The organism is Pantoea sp. GABEPS69 (assembly GCF_045780835.1).
GTDB classification, from domain to species: Bacteria; Pseudomonadota; Gammaproteobacteria; order Enterobacterales; family Enterobacteriaceae; genus Pantoea; species Pantoea septica.
Map to the genome: position 1 here is coordinate 3,771,711 of NZ_CP118618.1, position 17,250 is coordinate 3,788,960.

Below are 17,250 nucleotides of genomic sequence, written 5' to 3' on the forward strand. Positions count from 1 at the left end.
TCCGGAGAGCAATATGAAAATTTTAGTGATTGGCAACGGCGGCCGTGAACACGCGCTGGCCTGGAAAGCGGCGCAGTCGCCGCTGGCGGAAACGGTATTCGTCGCGCCCGGCAACGCTGGCACCGCGCTGGAGCCCGCGCTGCAAAATGTTGATATCAGCCCAACCGATATCCCTGCCCTGCTGGCGTTCGCCCAGCGCGAAGCGATCGACCTGACTATCGTCGGTCCGGAAGCGCCGCTGGTTATCGGCGTGGTCGACGCCTTCCGCGCGGCGGGCCTGAAAATTTTCGGCCCAACCAAAAACGCCGCGCAGCTGGAAGGCTCTAAAGCCTTTACCAAAGATTTCCTTGCCCGCCACCATATTCCTACCGCGGAGTACCGCAACTTTACAGATGTCGAAGTCGCGCTGGCGTACCTGCGCGAGAAAGGCGCGCCTATCGTCATCAAGGCCGACGGCCTGGCAGCCGGTAAAGGCGTAATCGTCGCGATGACGCTGGAAGAAGCGGAAGCAGCGGTTAAAGATATGCTGGCTGGCAACGCTTTCGGCGACGCAGGCCACCGCATCGTGATTGAAGAGTTTCTCGACGGCGAAGAAGCCAGCTTTATCGTCATGGTTGATGGCGAACATGTGCTGCCGATGGCCACCAGCCAGGATCACAAGCGCGTCGGCGATGGCGATACCGGTCCGAACACGGGCGGCATGGGCGCCTATTCCCCCGCGCCGGTGGTTACCGACGAGATCCACCAGCGCGTTATGGATCAGGTGATCTGGCCGACGGTGCGCGGCATGGCGGCGGAAGGCAATGTCTATACCGGCTTCCTGTATGCCGGTCTGATGATCGATCAGTCGGGTCAGCCGAAAGTCATCGAATTCAACTGCCGCTTCGGCGATCCCGAAACCCAGCCGATCATGCTGCGCCTGCAGTCGGATTTGGTTGAGCTCTGCCTGGCGGCCTGCGACGGCGCGCTGGATAAGACGGATTCAAAATGGGATCCGCGCCCGGCGCTCGGCGTCGTGCTGGCGGCGGGCGGCTATCCGGGCGACTACGTCAACGGCGAGCAGATTCACGGCCTGCCGCTGGAGCAGGTTGACGACGGCAAGGTATTCCATGCCGGTACGCGTCTTGAGAACGATCTGGTGCTGACCAACGGCGGCCGCGTGCTCTGCGTTACCGCGCTGGGTGACGACGTGGCGGCGGCGCAAAAGCGCGCCTATGAGCTGGCTCAGCCTGTCTCCTGGAACGGCAGCTTCTGCCGCCGCGATATCGGCTATCGCGCCATTAACCGCAAGTAAGCAAAAAGGGCGCGCCATGCGCCCTTTTCTCTGCCCTAAAAATCCTCTTCTTTCGGCTGCGAATCACAGCTTTCTCCCGGCGCCGCGCGCAGCAGCTGCGTACCTTCAGGCGCCTCCAGCCAGGAGACCAGCAGCGGCGCGGCGCTGCGTCTCTGCTGCTGCGCCAGCGTCTGCAGCGCGTAATCGTCGAAGGATGGCGACTCGCGCCCGCCGTCGCAGAGGGCGATCTGCTTCGCGCCCAGCCACTGGCCCTGCTTCAGCATCACGCGGCCGCTGAGCAGCGCATTGCTCTGCGCCAGCATCCGCTGTGCATCGAACTTATAGAGCTCTATCGTATCCGGATCGACCGCTTCGCGTCGCCCGGCCAGCTGCCGCTGCATAAAGCTCAGGCTGCCGTCCTGATCGAAACGCAGGGTGACATCGTCTGGCTGCTTGCCGCTGACGTGGCGCGCTACGCTGACCAGCTTCTCCTCTTGCCACACATAGTCGGTAGTTTCCGCCGCGTCGCCGTTAAAAGGCGTATAGAGGGTGCGCAAATGAATCGTAAGGTGGCTGTTTTTGCGCCAGATGCGCACCGCGCCGCGATCGGCAAGATAGCCGCTGGCGCTAAAAGGAGGCGTGTCGGGCGTAGAACCGCACCCGGAAAGCAGAAGCAGAGCAAGCAGGGCAAAACAGGAGGGCGAACGCAGGTTCGGCATAGCTGGCCCCTAATACAAAAGGGGCGAATTCGCCCCTTCTTTTAAAATTCTGACCGCAGTGCGACGTCTTATTTAACAGAGTCTTTCAGCGCTTTACCAGACACGAATGCCGGTACGTTTGCCGCAGCGATTTTGATCTCTTTGCCAGTTTGCGGGTTGCGACCGGTACGCTCAGCGCGGTGGTTCACTTTAAAAGTGCCAAAACCAACCAGTTGTACAGCATCACCTTCTTTCAGAGACTCAGTGATCGCAGCCAGAGTTGATTCCAGAGCCGCTTTAGCCTGGGTTTTCGACAGGTCCGCTTTTTCCGCGATCACATCAATCAGTTGAGTCTTGTTCATAAGTTATCCTTAAAGTGTATTTATCGCTTGCTAAGCAACGAGTGCGAGGGAAAAGCCATATTCTGGCACTCTTCAGCCTGCACGCACCGATAGCCACAATTTTCAGCCCCCCAAATGTAGACCAGAGAGGGGGCCGATGTGAAGCCTCCAGGCGCGCTAATTCGGGCCTGAAGTCACGTTTTCCCGCCTTACTGCTGAAAATTTATACCGATGTTGCTGATTCCCGCCTCCCGCAGGTCCAAACGCAAACCTTTGATCAATTCAAGGTCTCGTTCTTCGCAGTCGGCAAGCAGGCGGAAAATCTCCCATTGCATGTCCCACTCGTCGATAACGGCCGGGTTTTCGCGCAGCTCTTCGTCGCTCATTTCGCGTCCGGCCTGGGTCATTTCCAGCATCGCAACGGTGGTGATCGACGTCTTGCTGACTTCAATCGCATGCTCCAGCGTTTCGCCGCTCAGCATCGCGTGCAGCACTTCGCTTAACGCCACGCAGGCGTCGATAGCGGGATAAACGCCATACACCTCGAAGGCATCGCCGTCGGGAATGGCGGCCTCAAGCTTTTCCAGCTGGCTGTCAAAATTGATTTTGGCGTCTTTGACCGTCAGGCTTTCCCAGATGAGATCGAGAAGGCGGCGATAAAGTGCCGGATCGGCGAATTCCGTCTGCTGGCAGAATGCCCAGTAATTGGGGAACATACGCTCGCACAGGCAAGCCATAAACGTCAGATGCTGCCAGCTTTCCAGCTTAGCCAGACGCAGGTGAACGGGGTTTTGTAACATGAACAGGGCTCTTCATCGTTTAGCTGGCGGCAGTGTACCGCAAAAGCGCCGCGCGCACAGCGTTAAAGCGCGCTTTGCCAGCGCTGAAAGGCGGTGCGGTTGGAGGCGACGGCGTCGGCCCAGCGCGTAGGCTCCGGCAGGCGATAGCCGCCCATGCAGTTTTCCACCCAGTGCAGCGCGCTATCCAGGCTGACGCGGTGTCCGGTCGCCACGAAAAGCGGGTTGCAGCGCGCTTTGCTGCGCCATACCCAGCCGATCTGCTCGCCTTTGTCTATCAGCGGCTGGCGCGATCCCGGCTCGGCGCCCAGATCGGCAAAGCGACCGCACAGGCGCTTTTTCGCCACGCCGATCGTCGGCACGTCAACCATTAAGCCAAAGTGCGAGGCGACGCCGAGACGACGCGGGTGCGAAATGCCGTGTCCGTCGACGAAAAGAAGATCCGGTTTGCGCTCAAGCATTTCCCATGCCGCCAGCAGCGCAGGATATTCGCGAAAAGAGAGGAAGCCGGGAATATAAGGCATGGTGGTGGCGATGCGCGCGATGCGATGCTCCACCAGCTTCAGGGAAGGATATTCGAGGATCACCAGGGCGGCGCGCGTCACGGCCCCTTCCTGCTCGAATCCGACGTCGGCGCCGCCGATAAAACGCGGCGGCAAAACGTCGAAATCATCCTGCCGCACCACCTCTGCAGCGCGCTGAATCTGCTCCGCGCGCAGTGCAGCAATGTCCATACTTACTCCTGATGATATTGGCCTGAGAGACGGTGCACCGCCTCAACGAACACGCCCGCATGCTCTGGCGGCACATCCTGATGGATACCATGTCCCAGGTTGAAGACGTGACCGCTGCCCGCGCCGAAGCCGTCGAGAATGCCCGCGACTTCCTGCTCGATACGCGCAGCTGGCGCATAAAGCATAGACGGATCCATGTTGCCCTGCAGCGCGACTTTGTCGCCGACGCGACGACGCGCTTCGCCGATGTCGGTGGTCCAGTCGAGACCGAGCGCGTCGCAGCCGGTGGCGGCCATCGCTTCCAGCCACTGTCCGCCGCCCTTAGTGAAGAGCGTAATCGGCACGCGGCGTCCTTCGTTCTCATGCAGCACGCTGTCGACGATTTTATGCATGTAGTAGAGCGAGAACTCCAGGTAATCGCGTCCGGTCAGCACGCCGCCCCAGGTGTCGAACACCATTACCGACTGCGCGCCCGCGCGGATCTGCGCGTTGAGATAAAGAATGACGCTGTCCGCCAGCTTGTCGAGCATCGCATGCAGCGTTGCCGGATCGGCGTACATCATCTTTTTGATTTTCGTGAAGGCTTTGCTGCTGCCGCCCTCTACCATGTAGGTCGCCAGCGTCCAGGGACTGCCGGAGAATCCGATCAGCGGCACTTCGCCGTTGAGGTTTTTGCGAATGGTGCGTACCGCATTCATCACATAGCCGAGTTCCTGCTCGGGATCGGGCACCGGCAGTTTATCGACATCGGCGCGACAGGTAACCGGATTAGAGAAACGCGGGCCTTCGCCGGTTTCGAAGTAGAGTCCCAGCCCCATCGCGTCGGGGATCGTCAGGATATCGCTGAAGAGGATCGCCGCATCAAGCGGGTAGCGGCGCAGCGGCTGCAGGGTGACTTCACACGCCAGTTCGGCGTTTTTGCACAGCGACATAAAATCACCGGCTACGGCGCGCGTCGCTTTGTACTCCGGCAAATAACGCCCGGCTTGTCGCATCATCCATACCGGCGTGATATCGACCGGTTGACGTAACAGGGCGCGCAGATAACGATCGTTCTTCAGTTCACTCATTTCAGGACTCTCTCAATTTCAGGCGCGTAGTGTAACACTTCTTACGCCTCGCCGCGGCAGATGGCGACGGTATCTTCGATTAGCCGGCGCGCCACGGTGCCCGGCGGCGGCAGCTGCGGCAGCGCGTCGTAGCGGTACCAGCCAGCGTCCAGCAGCTCTTTGTTATCGATTTGCAAATCGCCACCGTCATATTCCGCCATAAAGGCCATCATCAGCGAATGCGGGAAGGGCCAGGGCTGCGACGTGACGTAGCGTAAGTTTTTGACGCGGACGTTGCTCTCTTCCATCACCTCGCGCGCGACCGCCTGCTCCAGCGTCTCGCCCACCTCGACAAAGCCCGCCAGCACGGTATAGATGCTGTTGCGATGACGCGCATGGTTGGCCAGCAATATCTCGTCGCCGCGTCGGATGGCGACGATAATGCAGGGCGCGATTTGCGGATAGTAGCGTTCGCGGCAGTGTCCGCAGAGGCAGGCATTTTCATGTTTGCTCAGATGCATTTCGTGGCCGCAGTAGCCGCAGAAGCGATGCGAGCGGTAAAACTCTGCCAGCTGCACGGCGCGCCCGGCAAGCTGAAACAGCCCTGGCTCTTCATCGATCAGCTGACGCACCGAGAACATGTCGCGATCGCGGCTCTCACACACCAGCCATACCGTTTCGCCCTGCCACTCGCCGACCGCCTGCGCCTTGCTGCCTGCCAGCTTAAACGCAGCGGCGCTGCCGTGCGGCAGATCGCCTTGCGGCAACCAAAGTTTCTGTTCATGGCTGACAATCCACCATCCAGCGTCTACGCTTGAGATCTCATGTTGCATCTAATCGTCATCCTTAGCGTCTTATCGATACGCTGAAGTCCTGATGTTAAGTGTGTAGACAAACAACTATACCCTAAATCGTCCAGCTTGCAGGCGGCACCAGGCCAGCCGCAGCGTGACGGGAAGGGAACCTTCTTTACATGGAGTCAGATATGCTTAACCAGTTAAACGTCCTGACCGAGCGCGTAGGTGGCAGCAACGAACTGGTAGACACGTGGCTGGACGCCCGTCGCCAGCTTCTTGTTTCTTATTACCACCTGGTTGGGCTGAAGCCTAACAAAGAGGCGCTCACGACGTTAGACGAGCAGGCGCTCGACAATTTTTGTCACGGCCTGGTCGATTACCTTTCCGCCGGTCACTTCAGCATTTACGAGCGCATCATCAACGAGATGGAAGGCGACAGCCCGATGATTGCCGCTGCGCAGGTCTATCCGCCGCTGGAAGCCAACACCGAGCGCCTGATGCAGCTCTATGATGGCCATCTGCAGCAGTCGATTGACGACGATAACTGCGTCGATTTTCAGCTGGCGCTGTCGGAAGTCGGCGAAGTGCTGGAAGCGCGCTTTACCCTGGAAGATAAGCTGATCCAGCTTGCGTGGGACAACAGCCTGGTGCGTGCGCCGGTGGCTAACGACAGCACGCAGCTGTCGCGTCCGGCTTAAGGTTAGCCAATTGTAAATCGCTTGTTATTCTGAAGCGGTCCTTCTATGCTGAACGGGTTTTCGACGTTATCGTCGAAAACCCGTTTTGTTTTTGTGCAATATGCACTGGCGTTTTAAGCGTAACGTGCGCAGCCAGTTCACGCTCGGACAGCGCGCAGGGACGGGAGCATACTGAAGTATGTGACCGTCACGAGCACTGCCCAGTGCGCGAAATGGCAAGCTAAGTAGCTTAAAACGTAAAACGAAATCTTGTCGGAGTGCCCCCTGGGCTGAGACCGTTAATTCGGGATCCGCGGAACCTGATCAGGTTAGAACCTGCGAAGGGAACAAGAGTAAACATCATCAGTACGCTGGCGATTTTGCCTGCCGTTTCTGTTACTCCTTCCGAACTCCGGACAAGCAACGTTCCCCCTCAACAGGAAAATTGCTATGTCTATGACCAAAACCAACCGACGTGAACAGCGCGCTCAGGCGCAGGCCTTTATTGAGGCGCTTCAGAGCGGCGTCGCCTTTCCCAACTCGAAACGTATCTGGATCCAGGGCAGCCGCGCCGATATTCGCGTGCCGATGCGCGAGATCCAGCTCAGCCCGACGCTGCTCGGCGGCGATAAAGATCGTCCGCGCTATGAAGAGAATGAGGCGGTGCCGGTCTACGATACTGCCGGTCCCTACGGCGATCCCGATGCCGTTATCGACGTACAGCGCGGGCTGGCAAAGCTGCGCGCCGACTGGATTGCCACACGCGACGATAGTGAGGTTCTGACGCACACCAGCTCGCGCTATACGCAGCAGCGTCTGGCCGATGACGGGCTCGATCATCTGCGTTTCGAGCGGCTGCCGCAGCCGCGACGCGCAAAAGCGGGGCGGCGCGTCACCCAGCTTCACTATGCCCGTCAGGGCGTCGTCACGCCGGAGATGGAGTTTATCGCGCTGCGCGAGAATATGGGCCGCGAACGCATTCGCAGCGAAGTGCTGCGTCAGCAGCATGCCGGCCACGGCTTCGGCGCGCAGCTGCCGGAAAACATCACCCCTGAGTTCGTGCGCCAGGAAGTGGCCGCCGGACGCGCCATTATTCCCGCGAATATCAACCATCCCGAATCGGAGCCGATGATTATCGGCCGCAATTTTCTGGTCAAGGTCAACGCCAACATCGGCAACTCGGCGGTCACTTCCTCTATCGAAGAAGAGGTGGAGAAACTGGTCTGGTCGACGCGCTGGGGCGCCGATACTGTGATGGATCTCTCCACCGGGCGCTATATTCATGAAACGCGCGAGTGGATCCTGCGCAACAGCCCGGTGCCCATCGGCACCGTACCCATCTATCAGGCGCTGGAAAAGGTCAACGGCGTTGCGGAAAATCTCGACTGGGAAGTGTTTCGCGACACGCTGCTGGAGCAGGCGGAGCAAGGCGTCGATTACTTCACTATCCACGCCGGCGTGCTGCTGCGCTATGTGCCGATGACGGCGAAGCGCCTGACCGGCATCGTATCGCGCGGCGGGTCGATTATGGCGAAGTGGTGTCTGTCGCATCACCGCGAAAGTTTTCTCTATACGCACTTTCGCGAAATTTGCGAAATCTGCGCCGCCTACGACGTTTCGCTGTCGCTTGGCGACGGCCTGCGTCCCGGCTCAATTCAGGACGCCAACGACGAGGCACAGTTCGCCGAGCTGCGCACGCTGGGCGAGCTGACGAAGATCGCCTGGGAGTATGACGTGCAGGTGATGATCGAAGGTCCCGGCCATATTCCTATGCAGATGATCCGCCGCAATATGACCGAGCAGCTGGAGCACTGTCACGAAGCGCCGTTCTATACGCTCGGCCCGCTAACCACGGATATCGCGCCCGGCTACGATCACTTCACCTCCGGCATCGGCGCCGCGATGATCGGCTGGTTCGGCTGCGCCATGCTCTGCTACGTTACGCCCAAAGAGCATCTCGGCCTGCCAAATAAAGAGGACGTTAAGCAGGGGCTGATTACCTATAAGATCGCCGCCCACGCGGCGGATCTGGCGAAGGGGCATCCCGGCGCGCAGATCCGCGATAACGCCATGTCCAAAGCGCGCTTTGAATTCCGCTGGGAGGATCAGTTCAATCTGGCGCTCGATCCTCATACCGCGCGCGCCTATCACGACGAAACCCTGCCCCAGGAATCGGGTAAAGTGGCACACTTCTGCTCGATGTGCGGCCCCAAATTCTGCTCGATGAAAATCAGCCAGGAAGTGCGCGACTATGCAGCCAGCCAGGCCGAAGCGCAGCCGATCGCCATCGGTATGCAGCAGATGTCTGAAACCTTTCGCCGCCGCGGCGGCGAGCTTTACCACTCAGTCGATGCGCTGAACGAGGAGAAACGATGAACGCCCCTTTCCCTGCTACCGCCTCGCGCTTAGGGCTCTATCCGGTCGTCGACAGCGTGGAGTGGATTGCGCGACTGCTGGAGGTCGGCGTGCGCACTATCCAGCTGCGTATTAAAGATCGGGAGGATGAAGCGGTAGAGCCTGCGGTTATCGAGTCGATCGCGCTCGGCAAGCGTTACAACGCCCGTCTGTTTATCAACGACTACTGGCGGCTGGCAGTTAAGCACCGCGCCTACGGCGTGCATCTGGGTCAGGAGGATCTGGATGTCGCGAACCTGAACGCCATTCGCGAGGCGGGCCTGCGGCTGGGCGTGTCGACGCACGACGACCACGAGCTGGATCGCGCGCTGGCGATACGCCCTTCCTATATCGCGCTGGGACATATTTTCCCTACCGAGACCAAGGCGATGCCCTCCGCGCCGCAGGGGCTGACCGAGCTTCAGCGGCATATTGCGCGGCTTAAGGGCGTCTCAACCGTGGCGATTGGCGGCATCAGCCTGGCGCGCGCGCCGGCGGTGCTGGCGACCGGCGTCGGCAGTATCGCCGTCGTCAGCGCCATTACCCAGGCGCCGGACTGGCGCGCTGCAACCCAGGCGTTGCTGGCGCTGGCGGAGCCGCCGCAGGCGTAACGCGGGACGCGCCGCGCAAAAAGCGGCAACATCCTGCAACAGCGGTAAAAAGTGTGGAAAACGGCGCGCAGCGACAGGCTTTCTCGCTCGCGCCGTAATTCTGCTGCGCTACAGTGACTTTCGCCGGGTCTGTTGCCCGGCCAGGGCCGGAACCTCCCCTTCACCTCTCTGGCCCTGCCTCAACTATTTAGTCAGGAGGGTGTCATGCTGCAGGGAGTGTGGAGAGTGTTCGCCCGCGCAGGCGGCTATCGCGCGCTCGACCGCCTGACCGACTTTTGCCAGCGCCTGTTCCACACGGTCGTCCGGTGTTACGGCGAAGCTCAGTCGCAGGCAGTTGCGATATTTTCCCGACGCGGAAAAAAGCGAGCCGACCGCAATCTGAATATGCGAATCGCGCAGTTCGCGATTAAGCCGCACGGCGTCAAACGCTTCCGGCAGTTCAACCCACATCATAAAGCCGCCCTGCGGACGCGAGACGCAGATGCCGCAGGGAAAATAGTGACGTACCCAGCAGCTGAAGCAGTCGTAGTTGCGCTGATAAAGCTGACGCATACGCCGCAGATGCGGCTGATAGTAGCCCTGGCGAATAAACTCCGCCATCGCATGCTGCGCCAGGGTGTTGCTGGAACCAGTCGCAATATATTTCATATGCAGCACGCGATCGCGATAGCGTCCCGGCGCAACCCAGCCGATGCGCAGGCCAGGCGCGACCGTTTTCGAAAAAGAGCTGCACAGCAGCACCCGGCCGTCCAGATCGAGCGATTTCAACGTGGCGGGCCGCGGATACTCCCAGGCCAGCTCGCCGTAAACGTCGTCTTCAATCACCGCTACGTCAAAACGCTGCGCCAGCGTCAGCAGCGCGCGCTTACGCGCCTCCGGCATAATAAAACCCAGCGGATTGTTGCAGTTAGGCACCACCATTACCGCTTTGATTGGCCACTGCTCAAACGCCAGCTCCAGCGCCTCCAGACTGATGCCGGTGACCGAATCGGTAGGGATCTCAATGGCGCGAATGCCGAAGCCGCGCAGGGTCTGCATAATGCCGTGAAACGACGGCGACTCTACCGCGATGATATCGCCCGGCTCGCATACCGCGCGGATCGAAACCGACAGCGCCTCATGGCAGCCAGTGGTAACGACGATATCGTCAACCGACAGCTGACAGCCGCTGTCGATCGCCAGCCGAGCCACCTGCTCGCGCAAGCCGGTTACGCCATACAGATTGTCGTAGCTGAGAAGCTGCGTTTCCTGCCGCTGCGCCTGTCGGCTGAGAATTTTCCACAGTGGTTTCAGGGTTGGTTGGGTGAGGTTGGGCATGCCGCTACCCAGCTGCAGCATATCGCCTTCCTGACGACTCTCGAGCAGATCCAGCACCGACTCCCACTGAGTAATCTCTACCGGGCGCTGCACCGGACGCGTCAGCGCCGGCACCGGCGGCGCGGCCTTGCGCGTTGCGACGAAATAGCCGGAACGCGGCTGCGGCGTAATCAGCTGCTTCTCCTCCAGCACATGGTACGCCTGCTGCACGGTGCTAATGCTGACGCCATGTTCAAGGCTCAGCGTGCGCACTGACGGCAGCTTCTCACCGCTGCGGTAAAGCCCCTGTTCAATGCGCTGCGCCAGGTGCATCGCCAGCTGTTGATAACGCGTCATGTTCGGCTCCCGTCAGCCTGAGAAGTTAAAAAACAGTACAGACAGGCTTATTTTTTACCATTCAGACGCCGCTTACGGCAATCTGTATGTTAAATAAAATCGAATTTTGCGTCTGTATCCTTTACGTCGTCAGGCAGAAACTATTCCTCAGTTCACCTGATGAGGAAAGCAAAATGGGATACGAAGAAAACTGTGCGGCAAAACCTTTTTCAGTTACGCCCTGGTCTTTGCTACGCGCTATCGCGCGCAGCCTGAGGGCGCTCCACCAGCGGCGTAAGACGCGGCTGCTCCTGCTGCAGCTCAGCGATGCGCAACTCAAAGATATCGGCCTGACGCGCGGCGATATTGAAAGCGAAAGACGCTAGCGTGCTGAAGGTCTACGCAGCGCGTCTCGTTCTCTTGTTACCCTGGCGGGCAGAGAGCTCCTGCCCGCCAGCAAGCAGCGCCTTTACGCGCGCTGGCTACACTAAAGATTCATAGGGCAGGAAAAGTCCGGTTAAAAAATCGATAACCGTCTGCGTTCGTCGAGGCGTTAATCGCCGTTCCAGACGCAGCACCCACATATTCACTCTCTCCGTCCGCCACTCTTTTAGTATCTCAACCACTTCGCCGCTGGCGAAATCGGATGCGCCCAGCCAGGCAGGCGCCCAGCCAATGCCGCACCCGGCACGAATCATCTGCCACGCCGCCTGACCGTCGTCGAACAGATAGCGCGAGGCGGGTTCCCAGCGCACCGATCTGTCGTCCTCAGGCGAACGAAAGCGCCAGGCGTCCGCCCGTCCTTTATTAAGATTCCAGAAGCCTATCTGACTATGCGCGCTGAGTTCGAAGGGCGTAGCAGGCTCGCCGTGCTGCGCCAGATAGCCGGGCGTTGCGCAGGCGACCCAGGGAAAGCTAAAAAGCTTGCGGGCGGAATGACCCGGCCAGGCTTCCAGCGGGCCGGAACGGATCACGAAATCAAAGCCGCCGCTCGCTAAATCTACCATCGCGTCGCTGAAGTGCATTTCCAGCGAGATCTCAGGGTGCGCGGCAAGGAAGGCCGGCAGCGCTGGCATGATACAGGCGCGTCCAAAAGAGGACGGCACGGAGATGCGCACCCGGCCGCTAGCGCCCTCGCCTTCGATGCCGCTCAGTGCGCTTTCAACCTGAGAAACCTCCTCCAGCAGCCCGCGCGCCAGCATCAGCATTCTCTCACCCTCTTCGGTGAGCGACAGCGCGTGCGTGGTGCGGTGCAGCAGGCGCACGCCATGCTGGCTCTCGAAACGGCTTAACGCTTTAGAGACGGCCGAGGTGGTTGTGCCGGCACGGCGCGCGGCTTCGGCAAAGGATCCGGCTTCAACGATACGCGCAAACCAGAGCAGCTGCGTCAGGCTGGATGAAAAGAGCGGTGTTGCCATCTGGTCAATATCTCCTTGCTGCCGGGCTGCCTACAAGCGCGTGACTACGGCTGATAACGTTGAGCCTCTTAAAGGAGATCATGATATGAAATTTTTAGTTCTACTCACACCCGCTGTCGGTCGCGATCCAGCAGAGTTCAAGTCTTATGCAGTGGCAGAGATGCAGGCGGTATGGCATGACTATAAGGCTGGCGCGCTGCGGGAGATCTATTTCTCTCCCAGCCCGGTGATTGTTAGCGTTATTTACGAAACTTCCGCCCGTGACGAGCTGGAAACGCTGGTGGCGCGTTTGCCGATGGTCGAGGCCGGTTTGCTCTCTGTACAGATTATTGAAATGGGGCCAATGCACAGCTTCGAAGTGCTGTTTGCGTCCACCGTGGCATGAACTGCACGACGTTAAGACAGGAGTTTATTCAGACCTTACCACCCGCAAGTATGTTTCACGGTTCACCTGAAGTAGCAGTTATCTCTTTTACAGCCAAAAAAAAACCCTGCCGAGGCAGGGTTTTTATTACGCGAAGAGCGATTAGTCGTTGTCGCTGCCGCCGAGACCGGCGTTCAGCAGTTCAGCCAGGCTGGCAGAGGCTTCATCCGCAGTAACCTGCGGCGCTACCGGTGCTTCGCCTGCGGCTTTACGACGCATACGATCCTGATGGTAAGCGTAACCGGTACCGGCCGGGATCAGACGACCCACGATCACGTTCTCTTTCAGACCGCGCAGTTCGTCGCGCTTGCCTGCAACAGCGGCTTCGGTCAGGACACGCGTTGTCTCCTGGAACGAGGCTGCCGAGATGAACGATTCGGTTGCCAGTGACGCTTTGGTGATACCCAGCAGATCGCGCATGTAGGTCGCGCCGATTTTGCCATTCGCTTCGAGATCGCGGTTAGAGATCTTGATGCGAGAGACTTCCGCCTGCTCACCTTCCAGGAAGTCGGTGCTTCCCGCGCTCATGATGGTTGCTTTACGCAGCATCTGGCGAACGATGACTTCGATGTGCTTATCGTTAATCTTAACGCCCTGCAGGCGGTAAACTTCCTGCACTTCGTTAGTGATGTAACGGGTCACAGCATGGACGCCACGCAGACGCAGAATGTCGTGCGGAGATTCCGGACCGTCGGAAACCACGTCACCACGTTCTACGCGCTCGCCTTCAAACACGTTGAGCTGACGCCATTTCGGGATCATCTCTTCGTACGGCTCGCTGCCATCAACCGGCGTAATCACCAGACGACGTTTACCTTTGGTCTCTTTACCGAAGGAGATGATGCCGCTGATCTCCGCCAGGATTGCTGGCTCTTTCGGACGACGCGCTTCGAACAGGTCGGCAACGCGCGGCAGACCACCGGTGATATCCTTGGTACCGCCAGATTCCTGAGGCACACGCGCCAGGGTGTCACCAGAGCTGATTTTCTTACCATCTTCCAGCTGCACGATCGCTTTGCCTGGCAGGAAGTACTGAGCCGGCATGTCGGTGCCCGGGATCAGAACGTCTTCGCCCTGCTCGTCGACAATTTTCAGCGCCGGACGCAGGTCTTTACCACCAGCAGTACGCTCTGCGGTATCCAGTACCACCAGCGAAGAGAGGCCGGTCAGTTCGTCAGTCTGACGCGTGATGGTCTGGCCATCAATCATGTCAGTAAAGCGAATGAAGCCGCTTACTTCGGTGATAACCGGCATGGTGTGCGGATCCCAGTTTGCTACGGTTTCGCCCGCTGCAACCTGTTCGCCGTCGCCTTTCGCCATGGTCGCGCCGTAAGGGACTTTATAGCTCTCTTTAGTACGGCCAAACTCATCGATCATTTTCAGTTCGACGTTACGCGAGGTAATAACCAGTTTGCCAGCGGAGTTGGTTACCGACTTGGCATTGGTCAGTTTGATAGTACCTTTGTTCTTCACCTGAATGCTGGATTCAGCTGCCGCACGCGATGCCGCACCACCGATGTGGAACGTACGCATGGTCAGCTGTGTACCCGGCTCACCGATGGACTGTGCCGCGATAACACCGATCGCTTCACCTTTGTTGATGATGTGACCACGTGCCAGGTCGCGACCGTAGCAGTGCGCACATACGCCAAAATCGGTTTCACAGCTAACAACGGAGCGAACCTTGATGGTGTCGACAGAGTTCTGTTCAACCACATCACACCAGTGCTCATCCAGCAGCGTGTTACGCGGAACCAGGATGTCAGCGGTGCCCGGCTTCAGCACGTCTTCTGCGGTCACACGACCCAGTACGCGCTCGCGCAGCGGCTCTTTAACGTCGCCGCCTTCGATTACCGGCGTCATCATGATGCCTTCGAAGGTGCCGCAGTCGTCTTCGGTCACAACCAGATCCTGCGCAACGTCAACCAGACGACGCGTCAGATAACCGGAGTTCGCGGTTTTCAGTGCGGTATCCGCAAGACCTTTACGCGCACCGTGGGTCGAGATGAAGTACTGGAGTACGTTCAGACCTTCACGGAAGTTCGCGGTAATCGGCGTCTCGATGATGGAGCCGTCCGGCTTCGCCATCAGACCACGCATACCTGCCAGCTGACGAATCTGCGCCGCAGAACCACGCGCGCCGGAGTCAGCCATCATAAAGATGCTGTTAAAGGAAACCTGTTTCTCTTCTTCGCCGTCACGGTTAATCACGGTTTCAGTTGAGAGGTTTTCCATCATCGCCTTCGCTACGCGCTCGTTCGCCGCAGCCCAGATATCGATGACTTTGTTGTAACGCTCGCCCGCGGTAACCAGACCAGACTGGAACTGCTCCTGGATCTCAGCCACTTCTGCTTCCGCTTCGGTGATGATTTCCACTTTCTTCTCTGGGATAACCATATCGTCGATGCCGACAGACGCGCCTGAACGGGCAGCGTAAGCGAAACCGGTGTACATGGTCTGGTCAGCAAAGATCACAGTCGGCTTCAGGCCCAAAATGCGGTAACAGGTGTTCAGCATTTTGGAGATAGCTTTTTTGCCCAGCGCCTGGTTAACGATAGAGAACGGCAGACCTTTCGGCACGATCATCCACAGGATGGCGCGGCCGATGGTGGTGTCGATGATGCTGGTTTTAGCTACCCACTCATCCTGCTCGTTTTTCTCGTGTTCGGTAATACGTACCTTCACACGAGCGTGCAGCGATGCGAGGCCAGCGCGATAAACACGCTCGGCTTCTTTCGGGCCGGTCAGCACCATGCCTTCGCCTTTGGCGTTAACACAGTCGCGGGTCATGTAGTACAGACCCAGTACAACGTCCTGAGAAGGAACGATGATTGGCTCGCCGTTCGCAGGTGACAGGATGTTGTTGGTAGACATCATCAGCGCACGCGCTTCCAGCTGGGCTTCCAGCGTCAGCGGTACGTGAACTGCCATCTGGTCACCATCGAAGTCGGCGTTATAGGCCGCACACACCAGCGGGTGCAGCTGAATAGCTTTACCTTCGATCAGAACCGGTTCAAACGCCTGGATACCCAGACGGTGCAGCGTCGGCGCACGGTTCAGCAGAACCGGGTGCTCGCGGATAACTTCATCCAGGATATCCCAGACGACCGCTTCTTCGCGCTCAACCATTTTCTTCGCGGCTTTGATGGTGGTGGCCAGGCCACGCAGCTCAAGCTTGCCGTAGATGAACGGTTTGAACAGCTCCAGCGCCATTTTCTTCGGCAGGCCGCACTGATGCAGACGCAGGTATGGACCCACGGTGATAACAGAACGACCGGAGTAGTCAACGCGCTTACCGAGCAGGTTCTGACGGAAACGACCCTGCTTACCTTTGATCATATCGGCCAAAGATTTCAGCGGACGCTTGTTGGAACCGGTGATCGCACGACCGCGACGGCCGTTATCCAGCAGGGCGTCGACCGCTTCCTGCAGCATACGTTTTTCGTTGCGTACGATGATGTCCGGCGCAGCCAGATCCAGCAGACGCTTCAGACGGTTGTTACGGTTGATGACGCGACGATAGAGATCGTTCAGATCCGACGTAGCGAAACGACCGCCGTCCAGCGGAACCAGCGGACGCAGATCCGGCGGCAGCACCGGCAGCACGGTCAGGATCATCCACTCCGGCTTGTTGCCGGACTGTACGAACGCTTCCAGCAGCTTGATGCGCTTGGTCAGCTTCTTACGCTTGGTCTCGGAGTTGGTTTCGTTCAGCTCTTCACGCAGCTGCTCGCACTCTTGCTCCAGATCCATATTTTTCAGCAGAGCCTGGATCGCTTCGGCGCCCATTTTCGCGTCGAATTCGTCACCGAACTCTTCCAGCGCGTCAAGGTACTGCTCTTCGGTCAGAATCTGACGTTTTTCGAGGTTGGTCATGCCACCTTCGACAACAACGTATGATTCAAAGTAGAGCACGCGTTCGATATCGCGCAGCGGCATATCCAGCAGCAGGCCGATACGGGACGGCAGCGACTTCAGGAACCAGATGTGCGCGGTCGGAGAAGCCAGTTCGATGTGGCCCATGCGCTCACGGCGCACTTTGGTCTGGGTCACTTCGACGCCGCACTTCTCACAGATCACGCCGCGGTGTTTCAGGCGCTTGTACTTACCGCACAGGCACTCGTAATCTTTTACCGGTCCGAAAATACGGGCGCAGAAAAGACCGTCACGCTCAGGCTTGAAGGTACGGTAGTTGATGGTTTCCGGCTTTTTCACTTCACCGAACGACCAGGAACGGATCATGTCTGGCGAAGCCAGCGCAATTTTGATCGCATCAAACTCTTCGGTCTTAGTTTGCGCTTTCAGAAACTTAAGTAAGTCTTTCACGGATTAGCTCCCGTCGGAGTGGAACTCTCAGGGGCGCGCAGCCGAAACTGCGCGCCCCGTAACCAGTACTTGCGAGTGC

Annotated in this window: 15 protein-coding genes and 1 riboswitch; of the genes, 6 read left to right on the plus strand and 9 right to left on the minus strand. The window is 58.7% G+C overall.

All coding sequences use genetic code 11. The features are described from left to right. Positions 1 to 13: 13 nt before the first annotated feature. On the plus strand, positions 14 to 1,294 hold the full coding sequence (gene purD, locus PVE98_RS18325) for a phosphoribosylamine--glycine ligase (RefSeq protein WP_096072412.1): 1,281 nt from the start codon (positions 14 to 16) through the stop codon (positions 1,292 to 1,294). 35 nt (positions 1,295 to 1,329) lie between these two features. On the opposite strand, the gene PVE98_RS18330 is transcribed toward purD, so the two are convergent. From PVE98_RS18330 to nudC, 6 genes are all read right to left on the minus strand, one after another. After that, positions 1,330 to 1,992 carry a DUF1481 domain-containing protein gene (locus PVE98_RS18330; protein WP_033755849.1) on the minus strand — a complete coding sequence of 221 codons (663 nt, stop codon included), beginning with the start codon at positions 1,990 to 1,992 and terminating at the stop codon, positions 1,330 to 1,332. Positions 1,993 to 2,060: 68 nt separating this feature from the next. Next, complete coding sequence (gene hupA / locus PVE98_RS18335; protein ID WP_033755847.1) at positions 2,061 to 2,333, minus strand: nucleoid-associated protein HU-alpha; 273 nt, start codon at positions 2,331 to 2,333, stop codon at positions 2,061 to 2,063. A gap of 188 nt (positions 2,334 to 2,521) precedes the next feature. Next, positions 2,522 to 3,112, minus strand: coding sequence for a YjaG family protein (locus PVE98_RS18340; protein WP_096072411.1), 591 nt, complete (start codon positions 3,110 to 3,112; stop codon positions 2,522 to 2,524). A gap of 62 nt (positions 3,113 to 3,174) precedes the next feature. Next, entirely contained in the window at positions 3,175 to 3,843 is a 669-nt protein-coding gene (gene nfi / locus PVE98_RS18345; RefSeq protein ID WP_048786702.1) for a deoxyribonuclease V, read from the minus strand. Between the two features lie 2 nt (positions 3,844 to 3,845). Next, positions 3,846 to 4,913, minus strand: a complete 1,068-nt coding sequence (hemE, locus tag PVE98_RS18350; protein ID WP_033755842.1) for a uroporphyrinogen decarboxylase — start codon at positions 4,911 to 4,913, stop codon at positions 3,846 to 3,848. A 41-nt stretch (positions 4,914 to 4,954) separates the two neighbouring features. Further along, entirely contained in the window at positions 4,955 to 5,725 is a 771-nt protein-coding gene (nudC, locus tag PVE98_RS18355; protein ID WP_033755840.1) for an NAD(+) diphosphatase, read from the minus strand. Between the two features lie 152 nt (positions 5,726 to 5,877). On the opposite strand from nudC, the gene PVE98_RS18360 reads away from it, so the two are divergent. From PVE98_RS18360 to thiE, 3 genes are all read left to right on the plus strand, one after another. Beyond that, a complete protein-coding gene (locus tag PVE98_RS18360; RefSeq protein ID WP_033755838.1) occupies positions 5,878 to 6,387 on the plus strand; it encodes an Rsd/AlgQ family anti-sigma factor in 510 nt (169 codons plus the stop codon). A gap of 243 nt (positions 6,388 to 6,630) precedes the next feature. Next, positions 6,631 to 6,730: riboswitch (TPP riboswitch) on the plus strand. Between the two features lie 86 nt (positions 6,731 to 6,816). Next, positions 6,817 to 8,742, plus strand: coding sequence for a phosphomethylpyrimidine synthase ThiC (gene thiC / locus PVE98_RS18365; protein ID WP_096072410.1), 1,926 nt, complete (start codon positions 6,817 to 6,819; stop codon positions 8,740 to 8,742). Next, complete coding sequence (gene thiE / locus PVE98_RS18370) at positions 8,739 to 9,371, plus strand: thiamine phosphate synthase (RefSeq protein ID WP_096072409.1); 633 nt, start codon at positions 8,739 to 8,741, stop codon at positions 9,369 to 9,371. The genes thiC and thiE overlap by 4 nt, the downstream gene beginning before the upstream one ends. 183 nt (positions 9,372 to 9,554) lie before the next feature. Here thiE and PVE98_RS18375 read toward each other — a convergent pair whose 3' ends face one another. Continuing rightward, entirely contained in the window at positions 9,555 to 11,024 is a 1,470-nt protein-coding gene (locus tag PVE98_RS18375; RefSeq protein WP_096072408.1) for a PLP-dependent aminotransferase family protein, read from the minus strand. Between the two features lie 86 nt (positions 11,025 to 11,110). On the opposite strand from PVE98_RS18375, the gene PVE98_RS18380 reads away from it, so the two are divergent. Then, positions 11,111 to 11,389 (plus strand): DUF1127 domain-containing protein, encoded by a 279-nt coding sequence (locus PVE98_RS18380; RefSeq protein WP_227741466.1) that lies wholly within the window; start codon positions 11,111 to 11,113, stop codon positions 11,387 to 11,389. 96 nt (positions 11,390 to 11,485) lie between these two features. Here PVE98_RS18380 and PVE98_RS18385 read toward each other — a convergent pair whose 3' ends face one another. After that, positions 11,486 to 12,421, minus strand: a complete 936-nt coding sequence (locus PVE98_RS18385; RefSeq protein ID WP_096072406.1) for a LysR family transcriptional regulator — start codon at positions 12,419 to 12,421, stop codon at positions 11,486 to 11,488. Positions 12,422 to 12,506: 85 nt separating this feature from the next. Here PVE98_RS18385 and PVE98_RS18390 point away from each other — a divergent pair, with 85 nt between their 5' ends. Next, positions 12,507 to 12,806: a hypothetical protein gene (locus PVE98_RS18390; RefSeq protein WP_127908362.1), complete on the plus strand. Its 300-nt coding sequence runs from the start codon at positions 12,507 to 12,509 to the stop codon at positions 12,804 to 12,806. 141 nt (positions 12,807 to 12,947) lie between these two features. Here PVE98_RS18390 and rpoC read toward each other — a convergent pair whose 3' ends face one another. Continuing rightward, positions 12,948 to 17,171: a DNA-directed RNA polymerase subunit beta' gene (gene rpoC, locus PVE98_RS18395; RefSeq protein WP_033755829.1), complete on the minus strand. Its 4,224-nt coding sequence runs from the start codon at positions 17,169 to 17,171 to the stop codon at positions 12,948 to 12,950. Positions 17,172 to 17,250 lie beyond the last annotated feature (79 nt).